This window comes from Aquibacillus halophilus (genome assembly GCF_009649745.1).
GTDB lineage: Bacteria > Bacillota > Bacilli > Bacillales > Amphibacillaceae > Aquibacillus > Aquibacillus halophilus.
The window spans coordinates 168,780-191,118 of sequence record NZ_WJNG01000003.1 but is presented as its reverse complement, the minus strand read 5'-3'; the positions used below and the strand labels follow the sequence as shown (position 1 = coordinate 191,118).

General features: G+C 32.4%; 20 protein-coding genes and 1 pseudogene. 3 read left to right on the top strand and 18 right to left on the bottom strand.

What is annotated here, in order from left to right; translation table 11 throughout:
• Positions 1-16 precede the first annotated feature (16 nt).
• The 9 genes from GH741_RS05320 to GH741_RS05280 form a co-directional block, all read right to left on the bottom strand.
• Positions 17-424 carry a spore germination protein GerW family protein gene (locus tag GH741_RS05320; RefSeq protein WP_153735741.1) on the bottom strand — a complete coding sequence of 136 codons (408 nt, stop codon included), beginning with the start codon at positions 422-424 and terminating at the stop codon, positions 17-19.
• A gap of 120 nt (positions 425-544) precedes the next feature.
• Complete coding sequence (locus GH741_RS05315) at positions 545-2,203, bottom strand: methyl-accepting chemotaxis protein (RefSeq protein ID WP_170287568.1); 1,659 nt, start codon at positions 2,201-2,203, stop codon at positions 545-547.
• 1,176 nt (positions 2,204-3,379) lie between these two features.
• Positions 3,380-4,909: a TniQ family protein gene (locus GH741_RS05310; protein ID WP_170287567.1), complete on the bottom strand. Its 1,530-nt coding sequence runs from the start codon at positions 4,907-4,909 to the stop codon at positions 3,380-3,382.
• A gap of 176 nt (positions 4,910-5,085) precedes the next feature.
• On the bottom strand, positions 5,086-6,207 hold the full coding sequence (locus GH741_RS05305) for a TniB family NTP-binding protein (RefSeq protein ID WP_153735738.1): 1,122 nt from the start codon (positions 6,205-6,207) through the stop codon (positions 5,086-5,088).
• Positions 6,204-8,864: a Mu transposase C-terminal domain-containing protein gene (locus GH741_RS05300; protein ID WP_240795419.1), complete on the bottom strand. Its 2,661-nt coding sequence runs from the start codon at positions 8,862-8,864 to the stop codon at positions 6,204-6,206. Before GH741_RS05300 ends, GH741_RS05305 begins: the two co-directional genes overlap by 4 nt.
• On the bottom strand, positions 8,839-10,215 hold the full coding sequence (locus GH741_RS05295; protein ID WP_153735737.1) for a TniQ family protein: 1,377 nt from the start codon (positions 10,213-10,215) through the stop codon (positions 8,839-8,841). Before GH741_RS05295 ends, GH741_RS05300 begins: the two co-directional genes overlap by 26 nt.
• Positions 10,216-10,324: 109 nt before the next feature.
• Positions 10,325-10,747, bottom strand: coding sequence for a Mu transposase C-terminal domain-containing protein (locus GH741_RS22270; RefSeq protein WP_153735736.1), 423 nt, complete (start codon positions 10,745-10,747; stop codon positions 10,325-10,327).
• 165 nt (positions 10,748-10,912) lie between these two features.
• A complete protein-coding gene (locus GH741_RS05285) occupies positions 10,913-11,203 on the bottom strand; it encodes a hypothetical protein (protein ID WP_153735735.1) in 291 nt (96 codons plus the stop codon).
• Between the two features lie 739 nt (positions 11,204-11,942).
• Positions 11,943-12,224, bottom strand: coding sequence for a hypothetical protein (locus GH741_RS05280; protein ID WP_153735734.1), 282 nt, complete (start codon positions 12,222-12,224; stop codon positions 11,943-11,945).
• 449 nt (positions 12,225-12,673) lie between these two features.
• On the opposite strand from GH741_RS05280, the gene GH741_RS05275 reads away from it, so the two are divergent.
• Both GH741_RS05275 and GH741_RS05270 read left to right on the top strand, forming a co-directional pair.
• Positions 12,674-12,847 (top strand): DUF6414 family protein, encoded by a 174-nt coding sequence (locus GH741_RS05275; protein WP_153735733.1) that lies wholly within the window; start codon positions 12,674-12,676, stop codon positions 12,845-12,847.
• Between the two features lie 149 nt (positions 12,848-12,996).
• A complete protein-coding gene (locus GH741_RS05270) occupies positions 12,997-13,344 on the top strand; it encodes a DUF6414 family protein (protein ID WP_153735732.1) in 348 nt (115 codons plus the stop codon).
• A gap of 367 nt (positions 13,345-13,711) precedes the next feature.
• On the opposite strand, the gene GH741_RS05265 is transcribed toward GH741_RS05270, so the two are convergent.
• From GH741_RS05265 to GH741_RS05235, 7 genes are all read right to left on the bottom strand, one after another.
• Positions 13,712-14,287, bottom strand: a complete 576-nt coding sequence (locus GH741_RS05265) for a hypothetical protein (RefSeq protein ID WP_153735731.1) — start codon at positions 14,285-14,287, stop codon at positions 13,712-13,714.
• A gap of 281 nt (positions 14,288-14,568) precedes the next feature.
• Entirely contained in the window at positions 14,569-14,922 is a 354-nt protein-coding gene (locus tag GH741_RS05260) for a hypothetical protein (protein WP_153735730.1), read from the bottom strand.
• A gap of 162 nt (positions 14,923-15,084) precedes the next feature.
• Entirely contained in the window at positions 15,085-15,612 is a 528-nt protein-coding gene (locus GH741_RS05255) for an RNA polymerase sigma factor (RefSeq protein ID WP_153735729.1), read from the bottom strand.
• A 59-nt stretch (positions 15,613-15,671) separates the two neighbouring features.
• Positions 15,672-15,878: a Spo0E family sporulation regulatory protein-aspartic acid phosphatase gene (locus GH741_RS05250; protein ID WP_420809385.1), complete on the bottom strand. Its 207-nt coding sequence runs from the start codon at positions 15,876-15,878 to the stop codon at positions 15,672-15,674.
• A gap of 222 nt (positions 15,879-16,100) precedes the next feature.
• Positions 16,101-16,355, bottom strand: coding sequence for a hypothetical protein (locus tag GH741_RS05245; RefSeq protein ID WP_153735728.1), 255 nt, complete (start codon positions 16,353-16,355; stop codon positions 16,101-16,103).
• A 90-nt stretch (positions 16,356-16,445) separates the two neighbouring features.
• Entirely contained in the window at positions 16,446-16,976 is a 531-nt protein-coding gene (locus GH741_RS05240; protein WP_153735727.1) for a hypothetical protein, read from the bottom strand.
• A 295-nt stretch (positions 16,977-17,271) separates the two neighbouring features.
• Positions 17,272-17,544 (bottom strand): hypothetical protein, encoded by a 273-nt coding sequence (locus GH741_RS05235; protein WP_153735726.1) that lies wholly within the window; start codon positions 17,542-17,544, stop codon positions 17,272-17,274.
• A 362-nt stretch (positions 17,545-17,906) separates the two neighbouring features.
• Between GH741_RS05235 and GH741_RS05230 the strand changes: the two genes are divergently transcribed.
• A complete protein-coding gene (locus GH741_RS05230; protein WP_153735725.1) occupies positions 17,907-18,497 on the top strand; it encodes a hypothetical protein in 591 nt (196 codons plus the stop codon).
• A 234-nt stretch (positions 18,498-18,731) separates the two neighbouring features.
• On the opposite strand, the gene GH741_RS05225 is transcribed toward GH741_RS05230, so the two are convergent.
• Together GH741_RS05225 and ltrA are read right to left on the bottom strand one after the other, a co-directional pair.
• Entirely contained in the window at positions 18,732-19,148 is a 417-nt protein-coding gene (locus GH741_RS05225; protein WP_153735724.1) for a GGDEF domain-containing protein, read from the bottom strand.
• A 187-nt stretch (positions 19,149-19,335) separates the two neighbouring features.
• A pseudogene (gene ltrA / locus GH741_RS05220) lies at positions 19,336-21,009 on the bottom strand (group II intron reverse transcriptase/maturase); the annotation flags it as partial.
• Positions 21,010-22,339: the final 1,330 nt, after the last annotated feature.

Below are 22,339 nucleotides of genomic sequence, written 5' to 3'. Positions count from 1 at the left end.
CCATATTGGCAATCCATTAGTTTGTTCTGTGATTATTGTTTTTGTTACGTTTTCTCCAAGAAAAAAGTAGTAAAGGTAGTGTAAAGCAAATCACTATTAACTTGAAATCGAAGATTGGCTTATAAGTGGTCTTTTTTGCTGATATATCATAAACACCAACCGGCTTAATCGAAACAAAACCTCCTCCGCCTTCGCCTTGACCTGAAGGAAGTTTGTCTATAATCTCTGAAAAGCCACCTCCACCACCAAACATATAGCTTACTTTTGCTACAGGTAATACCTTCCTATTTTCGACCTCAATTGGCTCTCCGTAAACAAGCGTAATGTCCTTATGAGCACCAAATTTTTCAAATAGGTAACTAGGAGAAATTCTAAAACCTTCATTATTACTACTTTGCTGATTGTTAAAGCTTTCATTTCCCATTCCTTCTCACCTCATGAGTACTTAAGAATTCAATAATTACAGCAAACCATGTTACTAATAATTATACATGAAGTTACACTATTGGGCTTGTTTGTATAAAATTTATTCTGAAATTATAGATTAGACTTTTAATTTGAACTTAGAGATTAAACCATTAAGTGATTCAGTTAATGACTGCAACTGATTTGCACTTGATGCAACTTCCTCCATTGAGCTTCCAGTTTGTTGAACGGAGGCAGATGTTTGTTCTATTCCTGCTGCGGACTCTTCTGATACCGAAGCTATTTGTTCGACAGCTTTATTCATTAAGTCACTGTTTGAAGCAATACCTGATAAGTTAGTTGATATCAACTTTATTTCATCAACCATTTCTTTTAATGAATTATTTATTTGTTCAAAGGTTTTACCAGTAGAGACTATTTGGTTTTTACCATTCTCCACCTCTTTGTATCCACCTGTTAATGACTCTGTTACGTTATTCGATTCGCGTTGAATACTACCCACAATTTCAGTAATATCGGTTACTGATAAGGACACTTGTTCAGCTAGTTTTCTAACTTCATCAGCCACAACTGCAAAACCTTTCCCATGTTCACCAGCTCGAGCAGCTTCAATGGCTGCGTTAAGCGCTAGTAAATTCGTTTGGTCGGCTATATCTTTAATAACACCAATTAATTTTGTGATTTCTTGCGATTGTTTATCAAGACCACTAACCTTTTCTACTGCGTTTTTCACAATACCATCTATAATCCCCATCTGTTTTATTGACAGATTCATAGCATTGCTACCTTCATCAGTAAGAACCAAAATTTCTTGCGAAGATCCATAGACACTTTCTCCACTTTCGTTAGCTTGGTATACCTTTTCTGAAAAATCCGACATAGAAGATGCTAGCTCACTTGCATGATTAGCCTGTGCTTCTGCACCTGAAGATAATTCCTGCATAGTAGAAGCAATTTGATTACTACCTTCTTCCACTTCATTTGTTGCCTTTGTCAATGTTTCACTTTGACTGGAAACTGAACCAGAAACGTTAGTTATCTCACCCAAGAGGTCTTTTAGATTTTCACTCATCTTATTAGTTGAATCTATTAATTGACCCACTTCATCTTGGTCTCTATTAACCATAGGATCATTAGTGAGATCTCCATTTGCAATAGCATTCATTCGATTACTAACTTTTCTTATTGGTTTTGATATTCGATTCGAAACAATGTAAGCAATTATAATGCTAAAAATGATTACCACTAATGAGATTACTATCCCTACAATAATTGAAGAATTAGCTGATGATAATAAATCTTCTCCCTGATCAACTATAGATGTTTCCCGATTCACTCCCAGTTCCGAGTAACCACTAATTAGTTCATCAGTCATTCTGTTAACTGTACTCAAATTTATTCGTGCCGAGTCTTCACGTCCTTGATTATATGCTTCAAAAACATTAGATTGGATATAGTTTTCTAACAATTTACTTTTATTCGCTAGGATTTCAAATTCATCAGCAACATTTGATTGCAACATTACATCCTCTAACTTACGGCTTTCTTCAGTTAATTCATTAAAACGCTCTAAATCTTTTGATTCTCCAAATAAAACATAAGAACGGACTAAACTTACTCGCTCGTTCGTATTAATTTGAAGTTTCTCATTCGTTATCAGCAATGGTAGTTCTTCTTCTATTATGTTTCTTGTATCCTCTCCGATTGAGTTTAATGATAAAGAGTTGGATATACTTAAATAGACAACAAGCGCTATTACGATATAAAATCCAAACATAATCCGAGCTCTTATACTTTTAAATGAAAAAATGTTTCTTCTACTTTTAAATTTTCTTTGATCATTCTTTTTTAAGTTAGAGAATAGTTTCATTATGATCCCTCAATTTTTCATTAATTTCACTTTAAGTAAGAAAAAATAAGCTTCTTTGCTAACGCTATCATTTGCAATAAGATCTAACTATTTTTATCCTTCATGGGGTTTGACAGATATGCCATTTATCCTATGTATTCTGTAAGTGTAAGTGTAAAGTCGACAAAAATCAACAGAATTTTTAGATAACTATAATTCTAAAATTAAATGGAAATTACTTGGAATTTGCGTTGTTATTCCGGGAAATAACTATCAAGCAAACCAAGAATAGCCGAGTAGATCACTGAAATCCCATACATCCGCATGATTGTCATTAATCTCTTACAATTCTATGATGATAAGATTTCGCATTTTACAATCTTTCAATCTCCTCCTTTTGTGTAGGCAGTTTTAGGCTCACAAAGAGAGGAGGTGGAGAGTATACTTTTCAACATCCTTTGATAGGACTGAGGACACCACATTTGGCCTACAATTTCCACGCAAAAAAAGTCTGCAAACATAAGTGTTTACAGACTTAGACGGTTTAAATTTAATTTTGCTTTAATCGTTCCATTGCACAATATTATGTTTCGAATCACATTAAAATGTGACTTAAATCATATAATTTCCAAACAATAAAGCATAAGCTTTCCAAGCCATGAGCCACTTAGGCTTACAAGATTACAAAGTTGTTTTTAAATCTACTTTCAAAACCTTTAATCTAAATATCATACTAGAAATTGATGTTTTAGGAAGCTTTATGCTTTATATTATTATTTTAGGAAAACTTATGTTTTATTTAAATGTTATATTTACTATTTAAATCACTTTCTTGGCTACGTCTTCTGAATCCCAATTGAGCTGAAACTGGCTACCGCGGGAGGACAATAATAATTTTACTTAATTTACTTAGATAGAAATAAAAGAATAATTCTAAACACTAAAAAATTGATATCACACTAGCGGGATCATCTTCGTATCATCAAAAACAAAAATCTGCTGAAATTGAAAATTCCAAGCAGATTCAATCAAGCTATGCTCATCAATAAATTAGCGGCTTAATTAAAACGATTTTTTTCCTTTTGGTATTTATACTTACCAGATTCACAGATTGTATCCCAAGGACAAAACAATTCCCCTCCAGTAATCACGATAAATTGGGTTTCTGAATATTGCAGGTTGTTTCAAGTTCTTTTGGACTAATTTCCTATTCGGATACACCCCACGGTCGTGAATTTCTAAGGTTATATTTTTGATCTCCTTTTTTACGTTCTCTATTCTTTCCAACTTCAATTTTTGTTTGTATTCTTTATACCTAAGTACAATTTCTCCACAAAGTTCTGGGAAGTATCTTCTGACTGTACTTGGTGTATAACCATATTTTTCATGGAATTCAGCTAAACTCAGTGGAATTTCTCTTGTTAATTCGAATTTTAAATTACCCTCTATTTCTCTTATTTTTTCATGCCAGATACCTCTTTGATAATGAGCATATCTTGCACTTAATTGTTTGCATAGACTTGGAAACTGATCTCTTGCAGACTGTGGACTAAACCCTTTTTTAGAAGCTAATTGAGCTATGCTCCTTGGTGTATCTGAAGTTAATTCGTTTTTTATATAAAATTTTGTCTCAGACTTTGAGACATAGTCACCCCTTTTATAACTCTTATGCAGATCCGATAATATTTGTTTATCTACACTTATTTTTTCAATCATATTCTCACTCATGATAAGATCAAAAATATTACAATTTAATGTCCGAGCAACTCTGATTAAATTATCTTTAGAAGGAATACTTCTATTGTGAAGCCAACTTGAAAGGGTTGAATCCCCTACCCCTATTAACTTAGCAAAATTAGTATTACTAATCTTTAAAGAATTCATTACCTTACTTAATGCAAGACTAATAGATTTTTTTGTAGGTAAACTAGTTGCAGAAAATGATTTTTCAATTAATAGTTTATAGTTCTCCATAATAAATGATTCTAATTCAGGTAGGGGCTTAGTTATCTTTCTAGGTAAATCATCACCTAACCAAGTAAAACAATACTGGCAATAACCTACTACAAAGTGACTATGGATAAAAGGCAATTTCTTATTGCAACTTGGACATGCTTTTTTTAACATGTTTTCATGTTTTTCACATTTATCAATACCTGATATATACCATATAAGAGGCTCATGTATATCTTTTGAATTGGATTTGCATTCGTTCAAACAACTAGGACACCATTTTCTATAATCTCCAACTACGTTACCTGAAAATATACCCGTCCAACTATTCATCGTCAATTGATTAAGGTCATTCCGAGACGTTAACAATTCTAGTACATCCACATATTCTATACTTAAACGGCTGTTGCCATTTATATACTTAGCTGTGTCCCCAAAAATACCCTCAGATAAACTATTTTTCAAGTATACTTTATCTGTCGTTTTAGCAATTAGCCCTTTGATAAGTGAACTAACACTTACATTATGTGCATTCGCTAACCTAGAAATGTAGCTTGTCAAACTTTCTACATAAGGCGTTCCAGAACCAATAGGTTCTAAATTATATAAAACACTTCTCGAAGACAAGATATGATCTAGTTGGCTCTCTTTTTCTATTACTCTATGTAAAACAATATTCACTATTTCTCCCCCACTTAGTTTTTCTCTCAATATCATGGATTAGGTTGTTCAATTTCACACTTAACTATTCTTAATTTAGCATTTTTATTAAATAAGAATCTTCATCATAGGCTTTTTTAACTATTAATGTAACTGGTATTTAATAATCAAGCTGACAGGCGTGTACTAAACGCCAATCAGCTTGCACCAACTTTATCTCTACCTGGATCTCTTTTCCCAGGAGTTTTATTAACTGAAGCCTTCGAGGGTTTTTCTTGCCTTTTGTTTGTTTTCAACAACCTTTTTAACTCATCAATATCATTATCGTTATCTAGAAATTCCCCTTCACCATTTATCGCTTCATGAGCTAATGTGAGTAACTTCTTATTTTGTAATGCATTCCTTTTTAAATTTTCAAAAGTTATAGTCTTGTGACCTGATTCAAGAGCATCAGATAAACACCTTTGTAACCACCTTTTTAATATTCCTGTGCACCCTACGCAATGTTCATATATATATTCATGGTACTGAATTAGATCAGGCTGTTCCTCAACTGGTAAATTTCTTTGAAATGAAAATAAAATACTTTTGAACATCTTAACTTCATCAGGGTTAGAATAATCATATTTAGGAAAGTGCAACTCTTTTACCCTTCTGGAGAGTTGTCCATCTAAATTAATAACTTCGTTTAGTTGATATGTACCAAAAAGTACTATCTTTGTATTTGCCATATTAGCTAAGGACTTTATCGAGTTAAATTGTTTAGTTGAAATTGAACGACTACCTATATTAAAGAAGTGTTGTGCTTCATCAATTAAAAAAGCTTTAGTTTTCCTGTTATCAAAAGCTTTTTCCACAGATCTTCTTAACTCTGGTGCAGTTCCTGCTTTCTTACCATCAAGACTACCTTGTTTATTTCTCAACATTGCTTCTATATCTATTTTATCATCGATAAGAGGTTCAGTTAGTTGTAATAGTACCCTGTAATAAAAATCTTTCCAGCTGAATTTTCCTAAATCAGGATTTGGAAGCTCCATTCCTGCAATCGGAATCATACCCTTATCAACTTCCATTTCACTCGAAAAATCTTTTAAAATTGAAATTAATGTTCTTTCAAATAACTTCGATTTCCCGACACCTGAAGGACCTACTACCATTAATATATCTGAGTTACTTTGAGAATAAATTTCATTTTTTAACTTTTTCATTACTTGTATCAACTTTGGATGTGAAGCTGTAAACTTTTCAAAATAAGATATTTTTTGTTCTTTTGATTCTAATAAAATTTCTGCTTTTGAATTATTTGCCTTACTACTCATAAGCCTAGCTCCTCCATATCCTCATAGTACTCTAGCTCCTCATCCTCGATTTCATTTTCAACATACTTTTCTTCAATAGTTGTTGATTCAATATCTGGATTATTATTTACTACCTCTAAATGCTGTTTTCGAACTTCCTTTTCTTGTTCAAATTTTTCAATTTCCATATCTTTTTCTCTTATTTCCAACTCTTGTATATAATTTGCAACCATCTGCGTTGAAATTCTAATATTACGAGAGTAACTTCTTCTTTCTTCTTTCAACTGCTCCGTAATTAGTTGTAACTCTTTTTCTGTCTTACCATTAAACTGAGCAAAATATTCGGAAGTACACTTCTCCCATTTTTTGTTTATAAACACAAAAGCAATTCCTAAATTAAATGGGTCATAACGTACTTCTACAACTTTTCCTTCGGTTTTGGGATCAAGAAACTTATCAGACCAATACAACCTATTATCAACTTTGATCCCTCCAATTTGGATTTTTCTAGTCTTTCCTTTTGGAGATGGTAATGTCATAATAATAAAATTTTGGTCATATGGAATTAAAGAACTAGGACGATTACCTGTATTTAGTAGTGATTGTGCAAAAGCATCTTTAGGAGTTTTGGCTAATGATGGATTTTGCTTGTTATCGTAAATCTCATTTACCCAATGTTTCATCATTTTATAAAACTCTTCGAATTTCCATATTGCATGATTTTTAGGATTAACTGTTTTTGTGACTTGACGAGCATTCTTCATGAGCTGTGTATTACCTAGTAAAGCATGGATCAACGTTTTGTTTGCAATTCCGAATAATCGTTCCACGACATTTCCAAACCTTGCTTTAGCAGCTGGCCTCTCCTTCTTGTGAATCTCGTATCTGGCTAATAATGATTCGAAATAAATGCTATTAAATTCTTTCCCACCATCAAGTACAATACAATCTGGCAAACGACTATGATTCTTTACACACTCTCGAATTACCATCATGCAAGATCTGTACGATGGTGATTCGAATGATAAATAGAACGCAAGAATTTTCCTTGAAAAGGCATCAATCATAAAAGTACACCAGGGACGTTTTGAGTCCTTTCCATTAATATCAAGCTCTATATCAAGTTCAGTATGGTCAATGTGTACAAGTTCAAAAACTCTATCACCGTGTTTTGGTGTTGTAAATTCAAGCTCCCAATAAAAGTTTTCGTACACATATGCGGCACGGCTTCCCTGTCTTTTTTCTGTCAAAGAGTGATTACTTCTTTTTTTTATCGCTGTGCAAAAAGTCTGATATGATGGTACATGAAGCGTTTTTTCCTCACATAAATTTGACAATTCGCCATGTACAATACTTGCTGGTTTATTTTTTATGGTCTCATAGCTATTTGTAATAAATTCGTTCATTAAATCTATAGATTCCTGAGGCATCTTGTGCTTTTTGTTTCCCTTCTCTTTGTTCTTTGGTAGAAGACCTATATATCCACTCCCATATTTTAATTCCGCATCTTTGTAACTTTTAACCCAATTTCTAATAGTTCTATCAGTTACATCAATTAATTCTAGTTCTTCACCATTTAAATATTTTTTTACAACATCATACTTCTTATTAGCTATTTTTAAATCATCTTCATTTGCTTTCATAATTTTCTTAGTAACAGCAGGAACAGTTGACTTTTCCTGTCTACCTTTGATATATCCCTCTCTTACATAGTTTTCAAATATGTTTAAGGGTAGTTCAGTATAAGTTTTGTCATGGGAGGCTAAGAAAACTGTATCTCCTCCAATATTTTTAATAGTAAATATTTTCTCTCCCCATAGAATTTTGCTCCCAGCTTTCAAATCAATTTTTTTTGAAATAAAAGAATCCGACGATTTTTTATCCAACATTGACAAACTTTTACTTTGTTCTTTATTTAAAAATACTTTAACATCTTTAGGTTCACTTAACACAGAATTATACAAATCGACATATAAATCTTGTGACGCTATTAATGCATTAACATCATCAATTGTATAACTTTCTACTTCTGTACTTTCCAGCAAGTCGTGTAGAGTGATATTTGGAGAAGAAAGTATTTTTTGTTTAATGCTGATTATCACCTCTTTATCTGGTTTATTCATATCATTGAAATAATCCTTAAGAAATAGCAAATTCCTATAGAGTCTCCAATTTATTTCTTTGGAAGAAAACACTCTAGCACCTAGATTAAACTCTTCTGCATAACTTCTCAGAGGGACATATTCCCAGTTTTGATCAAAATAATACCTATTTGGATTATCTTGAGATAATTTAATTAGCTTTTCCTCTGTTTTACACTCAACCCAATAAGCTTTTTCTCTTTCTATTACAAAATAATCTGCCGTGTACATATATCCATGATTTTTTCCACTTTTAGCAGTGCTTAGTAGCTTAATCGAAGGGGGTTGATCGTAGAATTCTATTACATTTTCATCATACTCAAGCATATGTAAATATGGATATTCCACTTTATGGCTCTCAAATTGAATCGTTACTCCCATTTTTTTACTACTGAATCTTCCGCTAACGTTTTTTTTACCACCACCAACTCGCCTAGCCGGAGGAGAATTTCTTATCTTTTCTATTTCTCTTTTTGTTTCATCAGATAAAGCTAATTTTTCAGCCCATTCATTAAACTCTGTTGAGTTCATTACCATTCCCTTCACCTTCCTCTATTAGTTCACCCTCTAGTAGGTCACTTTTTATCAATAGTCCCTTCCAATGGTGTTGTAACTCCCTTTCTTTCAATACTCCTGGTTTATCCATTACATGCTCCATTTTTCTTCTGCTCGGATAAATTCTTTGCTCACATAACCCTATAAAACTATTCTCTATAAGTGCTTTTAAATCCATTATTCTCTGAAGTTTTCTTTCTCCAAGGTATTCTTTATGCTTCTGTGATATTTGAATACAAAGGTCTCGAAAGTTTCTATAAAGCGTTCGCTTATTGACTCCTATTTTTTCAGCAGCTTCTGACATGGAGATAGATTCCCTACTCTGGATTATTTTTTCTAATTGCTTTTTTACAAAATCATGATCTATCTTTCTTTTATCATTTGTTGACTTCAATACTTCTTCTTTCTTTTCTTGCACTATAACATCAATTTCGTCAGTGTTGAGGGGGTCAAATAGTAATTGTTCAATCTTTATGCTTAATCTATGGCTAATAAAAATTTGTTTTTCTAATGATGGTGTGACTTCTCCACTCAGCCACCCTCTTATAGAACTTTCCGCAAAGTTTAGTTGTTTACTAAAATTAGTTATACGCCCATCGAATACTTCTTCACAGATACGATTTAGATTGTTAACTAGAAATGAGCTCCTATCAGAAATTAATCTTCCCTCATATGATAACAAGGAACTAACATTCCTAACGACGTACTTCTGCCACTCCTTATCTCCAGAAAATTCTTCAGTAAAAGGAACCAAATCAAATCGTTGAAAACAGTGCTGACAAATCCCAATTAATGATTGCCTCCTTAGAATATCCTGTTGTTTATTGCAATGAGGACATGTATCTGTTAAATAGCAGGAATGCTTATGACATACACTGATAAGCTTTAAGTACCAAATTAGAGGATAATAAACTGTGCTTTTATCATCTCTCCACTCTTTGATGCAAACCGGGCACCATGTTAATGACTGCTTAAATAACCCCCTTAATGGAATAACACCTTTCAAATTTACTAAAGTAAGTTCTTGTAAGTCTGTTCTACTTGTTAATTTTCCCAAAGCATAAATTATATTAGAGGCATAATCCATATATCCATTTATTGTTTTTGCCCCTTCATAAAATCGGTTACCCCCAAATTCACTACTTCGAATAAGATGTACCTTACTCTTAGCTGGAATTATTAATTTGTTTACCAATTGCCCAACTGTTGTGCTATGCTCAAATGCCAATCTCGATAGGTAGCTAGTCAGGCTCTCTACCATCTCTGTCCCTATTCCAATGGGTTTTAAATTGTATAGAACACTTCTATTACTAATCAAAATATTTTCACCCAATTGAGCCACCTCGTTTTGAGGTATTGTTCCGCATGTAATGAAAAATATTCCATTTTGTTTGTCATAGAGTGCCTTTTCATTCTTCAGACGAAACCAAAAAATAGTTCTATTATTTACAAAGCAGTCTTAGCCACTCATTACCAATGTATGGATAAGCTATGCTTGTATCTTGCGGATCGTATTTAACCGGCAGCTTCTGTTCACCCAAATTAATGAGTTCTTTTGACCAGTAGTAATTACCATTGATTTTGATATCTTTATACAGAATTACTCTTCTGGTCCTTATTTTAGGTCTAACACAAGTCATTACCTTAAAGTTTTCATCATATGTTGCATTTCTCTTTCCTTCATATATATGATTGTAAAAAGCTTTTCTAGGGCTCATACCATTTAACTCTTGTTGTTTTGTTTGATCATACATTTTGAAAAATTGTTGAAGTAAATTATTTTTCAAATCTTCAAGGGGTAATGTAGTTACATTTTCCACTTCATGTCTGACAACTTTTGAAAGTGTTCTATAGACACTAGGCACTATCTTGTTCTATACTTTTAAACACTCTTTCAAATGTTGGATACAATATCTTTTCCTTTAGCGAAATATTGATTGCATTGAGTATTTCTCTGAGAGAGTCATAAAATCCCTATCTCTAAATTCTTTGCCACTATCTATTATTAGTTGTTAGGATCTGAATGGTTTTTATACGCACTCACGAATTACCTTCATATTAGATACAAATGATGGTGAATCTAAGCTCAAAGTTAATGCAAGCACGCTTCTTGATGACTCGTCTATTAAGAGAGTTAACCACGGCCGTCCAAGGACTGTTCTGTTCTTAGTATTCACTAAATCAATATCCGATTGTGTGTGGTCAATATAAGCTACCTCAAATGGGAAAGAACTTTTCATCTGACTGAGCGTGAATTTTTCAATACTTTCGATTTTAATAGATTTACTTTCTGTTTTTTGATTTTTGCTACTGTTACTCAATTAATTCATCTCCTTATTTAATTGATGTTTATCTCTAATTACTCTTTTTAATCAAATTTCCTTGCTCTTCTTTGGATACTGAAACTCGTGTTATTAGCAACACCTTTTGAATCTATAAATATTTGTATAACACCTAACTGCAAATTACACATTATGATTTTTTTAAGTTGAAAACCCGACAAACTATCTGCAATGGACTACACATATTGGTACATTAATGTCCTTTGTATGGAACTTCACTAATTGTCTTAAATTTGGAAGGGACTTTTTACCCTCTTCACTTAATTCTAATAACTTATCAAGTATCTCTAATAAATATCCTTTTACGTTAAATGGTATCGAGGTTTAAGATATAACGATTGGGTTGACAAAATCTGATATATTTTGTGATTGAATAACTTCGGATATAGCTTCCCTTTTTAAATTTTTTGTGTGAAAATGACACTATCCACTGAAACTGAATCCTCTATTATATAATTAGCTTTCCCAAATATGTTGTAGCACCATCCCTTTCTAAAAATTGCTCTTACTATTGTTATACTGACTTAAGGGGTAAAAAGGAAACCACCTACCCAAAAAAAATGTAAAATTTTTTTTTCAAAACAATTATCGATGGAAATAGATTATGTTTACAAACAAAATAATAATCATTCTCATTACCTTAAAACCAATTAGTGCTTCTCCACTACTATAAGTAAATAAAGAATTTATATTCCAGGTAATGAAAATAGAGGTACTTTTAATTTGTGAATCGAGTTATTGCACCTGACAATTGCACCTTACTCTTACCTCCACCTCCCATACTGCTCTTTTCAAGATAATACCTTGTTGCCAAAATGATGGCGAGTAAAAGCGAAAAATAATTTCTTCTATTTTTAAAAGTTGCAACACCCAGAAAGTACCAATGTAAGATCTCTGGAAACTCTTTGACTTCTGACAAGGAGCATATTGATGTACTCTTTTTCTTAATTGAGTTGTTTGTATCCGAATGAATACACCCAATGAAGTGTACCATTGTCATATTTTAATGGTTGAATCGAGTTTTACCACTCATTGTCTACACCCTTTACCAATGGATAGCGTCAGGAAAGTGTAGATTTAACACGTTAAAATATATTAAAAGATAAAAAAAGCCTAATCCTTCCTTATTTATAGCGAGGAATTGGGCTTATAATATACAACACCGGGTCGGATTGTTGAAGGGGCTAAAAAAATTGTAATAATATGCCAAATTAATTTGTGTATATTCTGGATTATTGATTATATTAATTGAATCTTATTTTATAGAAAGCAAAAGGAGTGAATGGGCGATGTACAAGGTTATTTATTTTGATGAAGGTTTCGCAACTGATTTTTAACAGATTTATTATGGAGGAAATATTGAGGTTGTCGATGAAGATAGTGGGAAATTTGCTTATAAGCTCAATAGATCTACAGAGGGAAAAGTTGTAGTGGGGAAACTTTTTGTCATTGATAAAAGCAAGTATCTCTTTAACAGGCAGTGCTGGTGTAGAAAAATCTAAGGATTCTTTGTTAAAATCTACTATCACCAATATTCTGTTATCAGATTTTGTAGATTTTGCAAATAGCGAAGAGAATAGAGCAAAATTAGTACTTTTTAAGGCTATAAAGTTGATGCAGTAAATGGCTCTTTTACCTTCATAAAAATGTATTCTCCTTATATTAAACTCTTAAAAGAGGATACCAAGTACACTCAAGAGTTAGCAGATTTTAATTTTGTAGATATTGATGAGATTCTTAAAGGGGCTATTATGATTTATTAGCCGTTAAGGGTGAAGAAAAATCTATTTTATGTTTTTAATATTAATTCTTTTAGAAATAGTTATACATTAACAGATTTAACTAAAATGGAATTTACATTTTACGGAGTTAAAGTAGGTGAATGCAAAATCGCAGATTTATTAGTTGAAAATGAATTTCCTAAAGAAACAGAAAATATAAAGTTAACTGCTGCAGAAATATTTAATGACAAAACAGTTGAAGATACTAGTGATCGAATACAAATTTATGATGTTTTGCTAGCAGGTGAATACAGTCAAGAGATTTTACCACCCTTCCCATCTTTTTTACCACTTTACGCCAAGGAATTTAGCAGGCTACGTCAACGCATTTACCAATAGAAGTATGTCAACGGTTTTGAAGTAAAAAAGCCTAATCCTCCTTATCTTTACCGAGGGAATTAGGCATAGGTTTTCTACAATCATGCTAATTATGGATTATTATTTTCTATTGAATAGTTTTCTTGTACTGCGCAACAAATGGCACTGCTGACTTTTCTTCTTTCTACTTAAACAAGACACTTTAATGGAAATAAAATAATTAATCACTTCTAATACCTTTGTTAAACTATGTTGTTTGCACCATCGTTGTCTACATGTTATTTTAGGGTAATTTTACTCTTTATTTTTCCTACTAATGTTAATATGGTTTGAGGATTCCCAATAAGTATAGGAGACAGTTTCCAAAATAGTTAACTCCCATATCTTTTTATACTAAAAGATGGTTCAAATTCTTTTGAACAAAGTATTCAGCTAAATCTTCAGGTGCCAATTCTCTTATTTCATAAACGCGATAAAATTCAGGGGCTTTTACTTCGAAATGAAGTATTTCAAACACTTCTGACTCAGAAAGTCTTCGATTACTAAGGCAAGACTCGAGTAAGATTATGTCTCTATACTTTCCAGTCATTTGCGCAAATTGGTCTATCTGCCAAACCATATAAAGAAAGTTCGAATTTATATTACTTAACTCTTCTACAACAGCATTCTTTATCTCTTCCTGATTACCCAAATAAATTTTGTGATTCATACCTGTTGTTCCTTCAAAAGCTCTAATGCTATTAACAAGTTTAAGATTACCTTGATCATGCCAGATATGATAAAGACCTTCCCCTTCCCAAATAATATCCAATAGCCTGGTGTCGTTTAAGTATTTTGATGGGTTGACAGCTTTTCGTAAAAGTTCTTCTTTACTCGTTGAATAGAACACCCCCTTTAAACAAGAGGGATCTCCTTCTTTTACGACACTATATAATCTTTTGAATTGACCTATTGTTAACTTCATCTTACTTATAAACTCCCTTTCCGCTAAAAATTAGCTCAACATATGTTACAGATTTATAATACATACCTTTTGTTAATGTGGCGAAAAGAAGCGATAATTTAGCGTCTGTTTACAGGTAAGCGTTTGAAGTGTATATTTTGTAATTTAATCCTTTTAAGAAATGGCAGTATTTTTGCTATATAAAAGGACCTTCAACATACACCAGTTTAAAAAGGTGGAATTGAAGGTCTTTGATCATTTAGCTTATTAAAGTAAAGCCCCCATTAGCTTAATAACTAATGCTATTCAATTTGATTGTCTTGTAAGAAATTTATTAATTCATTGTAATCATACGTTTTTAGCGCCAATCCATTAACATCAAATAATATAAAAGCGGGTTTTTCTTTTATATCAAGTTGTGGATATTGCTTGTTCAAAAATTCATAGGAGTCTGAATTTGTAATTGGGCTTACATTAGTTATATCCTTCTCTTGCAGTATTTCAAATGTAATTTCTTTTCCGACTGCCTCTAATGAATAATGGTCATTCTCATCAGGTAACAGTTCAGAATGAACTAAAGCGTAATTATCCTTTTCGCTCCGACTACAAGAGACTAGCAGTATAACTAGAAAACTAAAAATTATAAATTTCTTCATTTTCTTGTATTCCCCCTCAAGTCTTCTTACACTAACCTGCGTCGTTAATTTAAGTACATCTGTTCACACATTGTTTTAACATAAAATTCTAATAATTATTCAAATACAAAAATAGAATCGCTGTAATCGACAATCATTTGTTAAACTCTTATACCATTAAATTTACCGAGAACTAATCAAAGTGCTAAATTCCTCATCATTATCATACATTTTCCTTAAGGTTTTTTTTGCTCTATATAATCTGGTTTTAACGGTAGAAACATTTAATTTCAAGACACTATGGATCTCCTTTATCGAATAGTTCTTAAAATAATAAAGATTTAAAACTTCTACATAGATAGAAGGGAGTAGATCAATTTGTTTTCTAAGATTCTCATTATCAATATATATCACTACGGTGTCTTCTAAGGTTAATTGTTGATTAAGTAAAGAATCAATATTCTCAGAAGGCGTTATTTTTTTCATATGGCTACTGCGCAAATAATCAATACAATGGTTAACGGTAACTCGATTCATCCACGTATTGATGGAACAGTGACCACTAAATTTTTCGCGATTAAAATAACATTTGAGAAGAACTTCGTGAGCAATATCTTCTGATAAATAAGGATCTTTCACATAATAAAGTACGAGATTATAAACCCTCCCTTTGTGTTTTAAATATAGTTGATTAAGTTCTTCTTCTCCCATAAAGACATCAGTTCCTTCTGAAATATCAATTAATTATATTAAATAACTAGGTTAATAATTTATTTATCCTGCTCTAAATTTTCTGCATATAGTTTTGATAAGTTGTTTAACAACGAATCAAGTTCCTGACTACATCTTATTGTGTCGTCGCAGCATAAACCATTTGTTTCTGCTAGCTTTAACATTTCAGTCCTTTTATTGACAATTGATAAAATTATTGTTTCTCTATCTAATTTTGTTTGGTTCGTGAACATTCTTCTCACCATACCTACCTCAACTTATTATTGACACGTCAGAATTATCAAAATTTAAATAGTAAAGTTATTATATTTTCGCTTCTTGTGACATTTCTGTAGCGTTACTGTAAGTACAAAAGTTCAAGTACCACTAAATTAATTTTAACATAAAATTCCAATTAATTTTTTAAAAATCAAAAAAAGATCGCCGCAATTGACGATCTTCTTTGTACCAGTTAATTGAAAATTAATTTAGTTACTTTTATCATTATCTACTGAAAAAGCTGTAATGTTCGCGTCTTCTTTACCATTACCTTGTTGTTGTTTTATAAGGTAATGGATTAAAGTAATTAAATAACAAAGCAATAATATGATGACCGTTCCAATTGCTAATACGATAGGTTCTAATGGGTTTCCACCATCAACTTGAAAGAAGTTGATTAATATCGTAAAAAGAATAAAACTACCTATAAAAGTTCCTAAAAATATTCCAACAGATTTTCTCACCAAATCCCTCCATTTTATTACTTCTTATTGAACTAACCTGCTTCTTTAGTAGAACAAGAGATGTAATTACTTCTTGAAGTAACGCACCCCTTAGTTTAATAATTTCCCATCTTTATCTAAGAAATCAGGCTTACTTTTCATATCTTCCGAAGTAGGATTGAAGAATATCCAAATCTTCATATCTTTTTCATCTAATGGAATGAGTTTTGCTTCAAGATGTACAAGGTTTACAGTAGAAACGTTAGAAGTTGCTAAACCGTAATACTCGCCACTTTCAACATCACCTACGGCTAAACCACCATTCGCATTATCTTCTACAATATTCCCTCCTCCAAACATACGAACAAACTTCCAACCATATTTCCCCTTTTCAAATTCAGATACAGCATAATAATCTTTAGGTTCATCGATTTGTGAATAGAAAAATACATACGCATAGTTGGTTCCTTTAAGCACCTTTGTATCAATAATCTCTACCACTTCCAAAGAGGGGTTCTTCACACTTCCTAACGCCTCTTCAGGTGTAGCAAAAGAGGAATTTCTTTCTGTCCAGTCCCAATAAATAAATAACCCTACACCAAATATTATAATTGCAGAAAAAATATAAACTATTTTTCTCATCGTCTCCCCCCTACCTTAACTTTAAATTTGCTTCAATTCCCTGTTCAGCTAACCTGCTACAATAGTTGAACAAGAAATGCTTTTTCCTTATTGAAGTAAAACACCCGTTAGCTTAACAGCCAAAAGTAATCACTTTCTATTTTTAATACAGGAAAATACCACAAACAAAAATATTATTAAAAATACAATACCGACTCCTAAGAATAAGTTAATTATTCCTCCCATAAGGAACCTCCTAACTTGAAAACTTTATTGTTGAAAAGCACCTGTTATTTGAATAATCATTAACTGTATCCTACTCCTTCTTGGTTTTAAAGAAACAAGATAAGATTATATATCCTAAAATAGTACCTCCTAATTCAATTTCAGCTCCATCCATCCTGATCCACAAAGGAATATCAAGATTGCCCAAAGGACTATTATAGTAAAGGCTAAAGGAAAAAGTTAAATATAAAGCAGGAATACCAAAAAATATGAATTTTTTATAATCAAACTTCCATTTTCCATCTTTCTTAAAATTTTTGATTAAGTAAGGGAAAGCAAGCGCAAACCCGACTGGAATAAACAAAAACTGTTTAATCGTTATCCATTTCCACACACGATAGTCTTGTTTTGCAATTATTTTTCTAATCTGAAATCAATGTATGACACTAAAAGTAATGTCCCAAACAATAGAAGAGCATATAAAAAATAACTTATTATAGATTTCATTTTTCTCCTCCTAATTAAACTAACCTGCGTCGTTAGTGAAACAAGGTTGACTTCGCCTTATTAAAGTAAAGCACCCGTTACTTTAAGTGAAGTCTTCACAATTTCAGTGCAAACAGATGTGGTTTGAATGCGTAGTATCATCCGTTAGTTGAATAGTGAATATATTACTGTTGTTTGATGAATCATACCTATATATCAAACAACTTAGGGTGTTTATAAATGAGCACAGTACCTTTGGACTTTTATCAGTTTTTAATGTTAAATACAATTCCTATTGAGGATTTAATACAAATAGAAAAAACTTTTCAAGATTCGCTTCAAAACTTTTGGAGAGAACATAATCTTTATACATGGAAATGGTGGCTATTAGTTATTCTTAGTATTTCATCTCCCATTGTATGGTGGATGTTTACTGATAACCAGAGAATTACAGAGGTTACAGCTTATGGATTATTTTATGCAGTTTCTGCTATTACTCTTGATTCCATTGGGAGTAATGCATTGGCATGGGTATATCCTGTGCGTTTAACACCTTACCTGAACCCACAATTATACCCTTACGATGTAGGTATTGTAATTATTCCGTTTATGTTGATTTATCAACGTTGGGGGGGGGAATTTAAAGATTTTTTTCTCATCTCAGGTCTTCAATCCGCATTCCTGGCATTTTTAGCTGAACGATTTATGGAATTTTTTAATATATATCAGGAGATTACTTGGAAGAACATTTATTCATTCCCTATCTATTGGCTATTAGCAATAATTTGTTGGTTCATAATAACGAGGTTTAAGAAGATAGAGCGAAGATGATTATTATCTTTGCTCTTTTTATTACAAATGTTTCTATTTCTTGTTGCGCGATAAGAGTCTACTACGCTGTACAGAATGATGATTTTCTTATTGTACATTACTGCTTCAATAGTTGAACAAGGAGTGCAATTCCTTATTCAAGGAAAGACCCTATAGTTGAAGAAAATAAATTTCACTTATCTAGAAAGACCTCAGAAAACGTCTGAATACAATACCGAAAAAAGGATAGATGTTTTAGACTCCCCGTTTAAATTCATGGGATTCTTCTTTAAAAACATTCTTTTTTTTATACATACTATGATCAGCAATATTTAATAAACTATCTAATGTTTTCGCGTCATTAGGGTACACAGAAGTTCCAATTGAAACAGAGATATCTATATTTAACTTTTCAGATAATCCCCTTAATTCTTCATTAATTTGCTTAATAATTATATCCTTCCCCTTTTCGTCGGTAAAAGGGGAAATAATAATAAATTCATCACCTGCATAACGAGCAACAATGTCACTTTTACTTGTATTAACTAATAGTAAATTTGAAAGATGTTTAAGAACATTATCTCCCGTCTCGTGTCCATAATTATCATTTACCATTTTAAAATTGTTCACATCAATAAGAAATAATATTAATTTCTCCTTTTTTTTATCCATTAGAAGTTAAGTTTAGGAAAGGTATCGATAACGTATCTCCTATTATATAGTTTTGTTAAGGTATCATTTCCTGAAAGAAATTTTATCATGTCATATTGTTTTCCTAGCAATAAACAAACAGGTAACATGATCAAAGCAAAAAAAGGGAATTTAAAAGGAGGATAATTGTAGTAAAGAATAAAATACGCAGTATAACTAGATTAGAGAATGAATCATCTTTTGAAAGATGATAAGGATTCTTATGGTGGCAATGCCAATCATTTAGACCTAGTTCTATTCCAGAAATGGCACACTTACCATACTGAGCGATAAATTTACTTATTCGATTGTCGTTATATTCAATTGTTCGATTAGGAATAAAACTTTTCATGATGTAAGATAAGACATCTTTACTTATGGCTTTTAGCCCTTTGTGTATCTTTTCTCTACCTTCGGTCGTGTAATTGCACGTATCCTGGGAAAAGCATAAATTCGTTTTATATTTTTGGGCATGGATGGGTACAAAAACCATGTTTTGTATCTTATACAGTTTGCAATTGTATCCTTTATACCTCTTTTGTAATGTCTTAGTCATTTCATGAAATTCTGCGTCTGTTCTAAGAATCTTTAGGCGATTATACATCGTTTTTCGTAGATAAGAGTTTAACTCATTAAGATTTATCGTAATTCTAGTGGCTGCTGAATAGTAATTTTGTATCCCCATAACGATAGTATTAAAATTCCAAACGGTTTGATTACCAGGATGTTTTTGAACAGCTTTGATTGCTTCTTTTATTTTGTTGGAAGCATTTAGCTTTGCTTTCTTAGACATATTTGACTTGGCTACATAGCCAAATCTCGTTTTGCCCTTTCTAACTGCCTTAATGGAAAATCCTAAAAATTCGGAAGAATTTTTCTTTAGGTTTATTACCTTAGACTTTTCTTCACTAGTTTCGAGGTGCAGTCTAGTCATCAGAAAATCTTTAATTGCGCAGTTCATTCTGATTGCTTGTGAACGTGTGCGACAAAGCACCTTGAAGTCGTCCGCATAGCGGACAATATAACATTCTTTTAGTTCAGACTTCTTTAGTGCTTGATATTTAATCCCATTTGTTTTGTATTGGAACTCAGTTGTGAAAGTTTCCCATTGATTACTTATCCACCAATCTAGTTCATTTAAAACGATATTTGAAAGTAGTGGAGATAGAATGCCACCTTGCGGTGTTCCTTTAGTTGGTACACCTTCACCATGAATTTCAGCTTTTAATAGTTTTGAAATAATGGCGATTAATGACCTATCTCTTATACCTAAATACCAAATTTGTTTTAAGAGTTTACTATGATTAACATTATCAAAGAAACCTTTAATATCAACATCAATACAATGGTGAAGCCCAGATTGGTTGATTAAAAATTCAAATCTTGCTTTCGCATGATGGGTACTTCTATTCGGTCTGAATCCATAATTATGCTTATGAAACTTCGCTTCACAAATGGGTTCTAATACTTGCAGAATGCACTGTTGAAAAGTCCTATCCCAAATAGTTGGGATTCCTAGAGGTCGATTCTTACCATTTGCTTTTGGAATCAAAACACGTCTAACTTTTTGTGGTTCATATAATTGAAACATCTCTTGAACCTTTACTATTACATCTTCCACTGACAAGTGACTAATATCTTTAATTGTTAATTTATCTGTGCCTGCCGTTTTACTTCCAGTGTTTCTCTTTATATTTCGATAGGCAAGACGTATATTCTCATTAGAACTCATCAATTCTATTAATCCATAAAACTTTTCACCATTGGTACTACGAGCATAAAGAGTGTCGAAACACTCTTGTAGATTGTAATACTCGTTATGCCTCAGTTTCTTCCGTTTCAATAAGTTGGCTACCCCTTTCGGAGTTAAACCTCTTTTAGTCTCACGAGAACCTTATTAACCGATAAAGATCTGCCTTACATGGTTGAATGATTCTTCATTAGTCTAGTGGCTATCCCTCTGTGTTAATTAGACACTTCATTGGTACCGTGCCACCACTTTCACTGATACAAAAATAAGTTATACCATAACTATTGTCATTATGGTTTTCCTTATTGCCGTTTCATCGGAAGTAAGACCTCCACGTCATCAGCTTACAACGTTGAATTATATTTATTATAAAATGAACTTAGGTGCTTCCTGTAAGCCTGTTAACTTTCATATGCCTTTAACATATCATGGATTTTCATATTAATTAGTTTTACTCACCCACAGTTAACCTCACATTTGGTGATATACACATTTCTATGTATTGCAGTTCTAGACCCGTACATTCAGAAGTTTGTCAGCTTAACCTTTTTCTTTTAGGTTTATTCGCATACTCACCATATTCATTCAACTCAAGCATCATGATTTACACCACCATCGCGGGTAGGCTTTCGTCAGCTAAACTTCACTGGTACGGTAAATTCTTACGCCTTTTCACCGAGCTCTTAACACTATCATCCTTACTGAATTCAGTGCTAATCGACTAAGAGAGAACCCTTCCGAGCGTTACCTCTTCATTTGATTCTTCGATATAATCCTTCAATTCCACAAGGAATTGCCTAGCCTTTACCAGAGAAATGTGACCATCCTCCATTTAAGCTAGGAACATTTCGCACAACTATACTGCTGCGTTAGTGGAACAAGGGTGGCAATTCTTTATTGAAGTAAAGCACCCGTCACTTTAAGTGTAATGATTCACAAGTGATCTTTTGATTGTTTATTTTTCATAGAACCCACATGACATTCCACAGGTTAACTTCCATTAGATTTTTTTGAAATCTTTCTACGGACCGCAGCCGTCGGAGGTTCTTCTAGCCATCAATTACCAATCATAAGATTCATTCCTTCATTTGCATATTTAACTATATCTCCTGTGAGTATAGTTAATTGACCAGGTTTGAAATGCCGATAGTGTTGGCAAGAGGTGTGTGATAAAGCATTAGCTTATTAGAAAATGGTGGAGTAGGAGAATCAAAAATTTCAGCATCCATGATATTTGGAGTAGTTAGATTATCAGTTATAAGGAATTTCCTAGTTGTTTAATTGTCTATCTGATACTTTGACTCCTTCGCGAAAATACTTTCTTAATTTTTCTGATGACGCAACTTGACTAAATCCCAAAATTAGTGATTTACCTAATATATTTGTGTTTATGTTAATTTGTAATTGTATTATCTCTATCCAG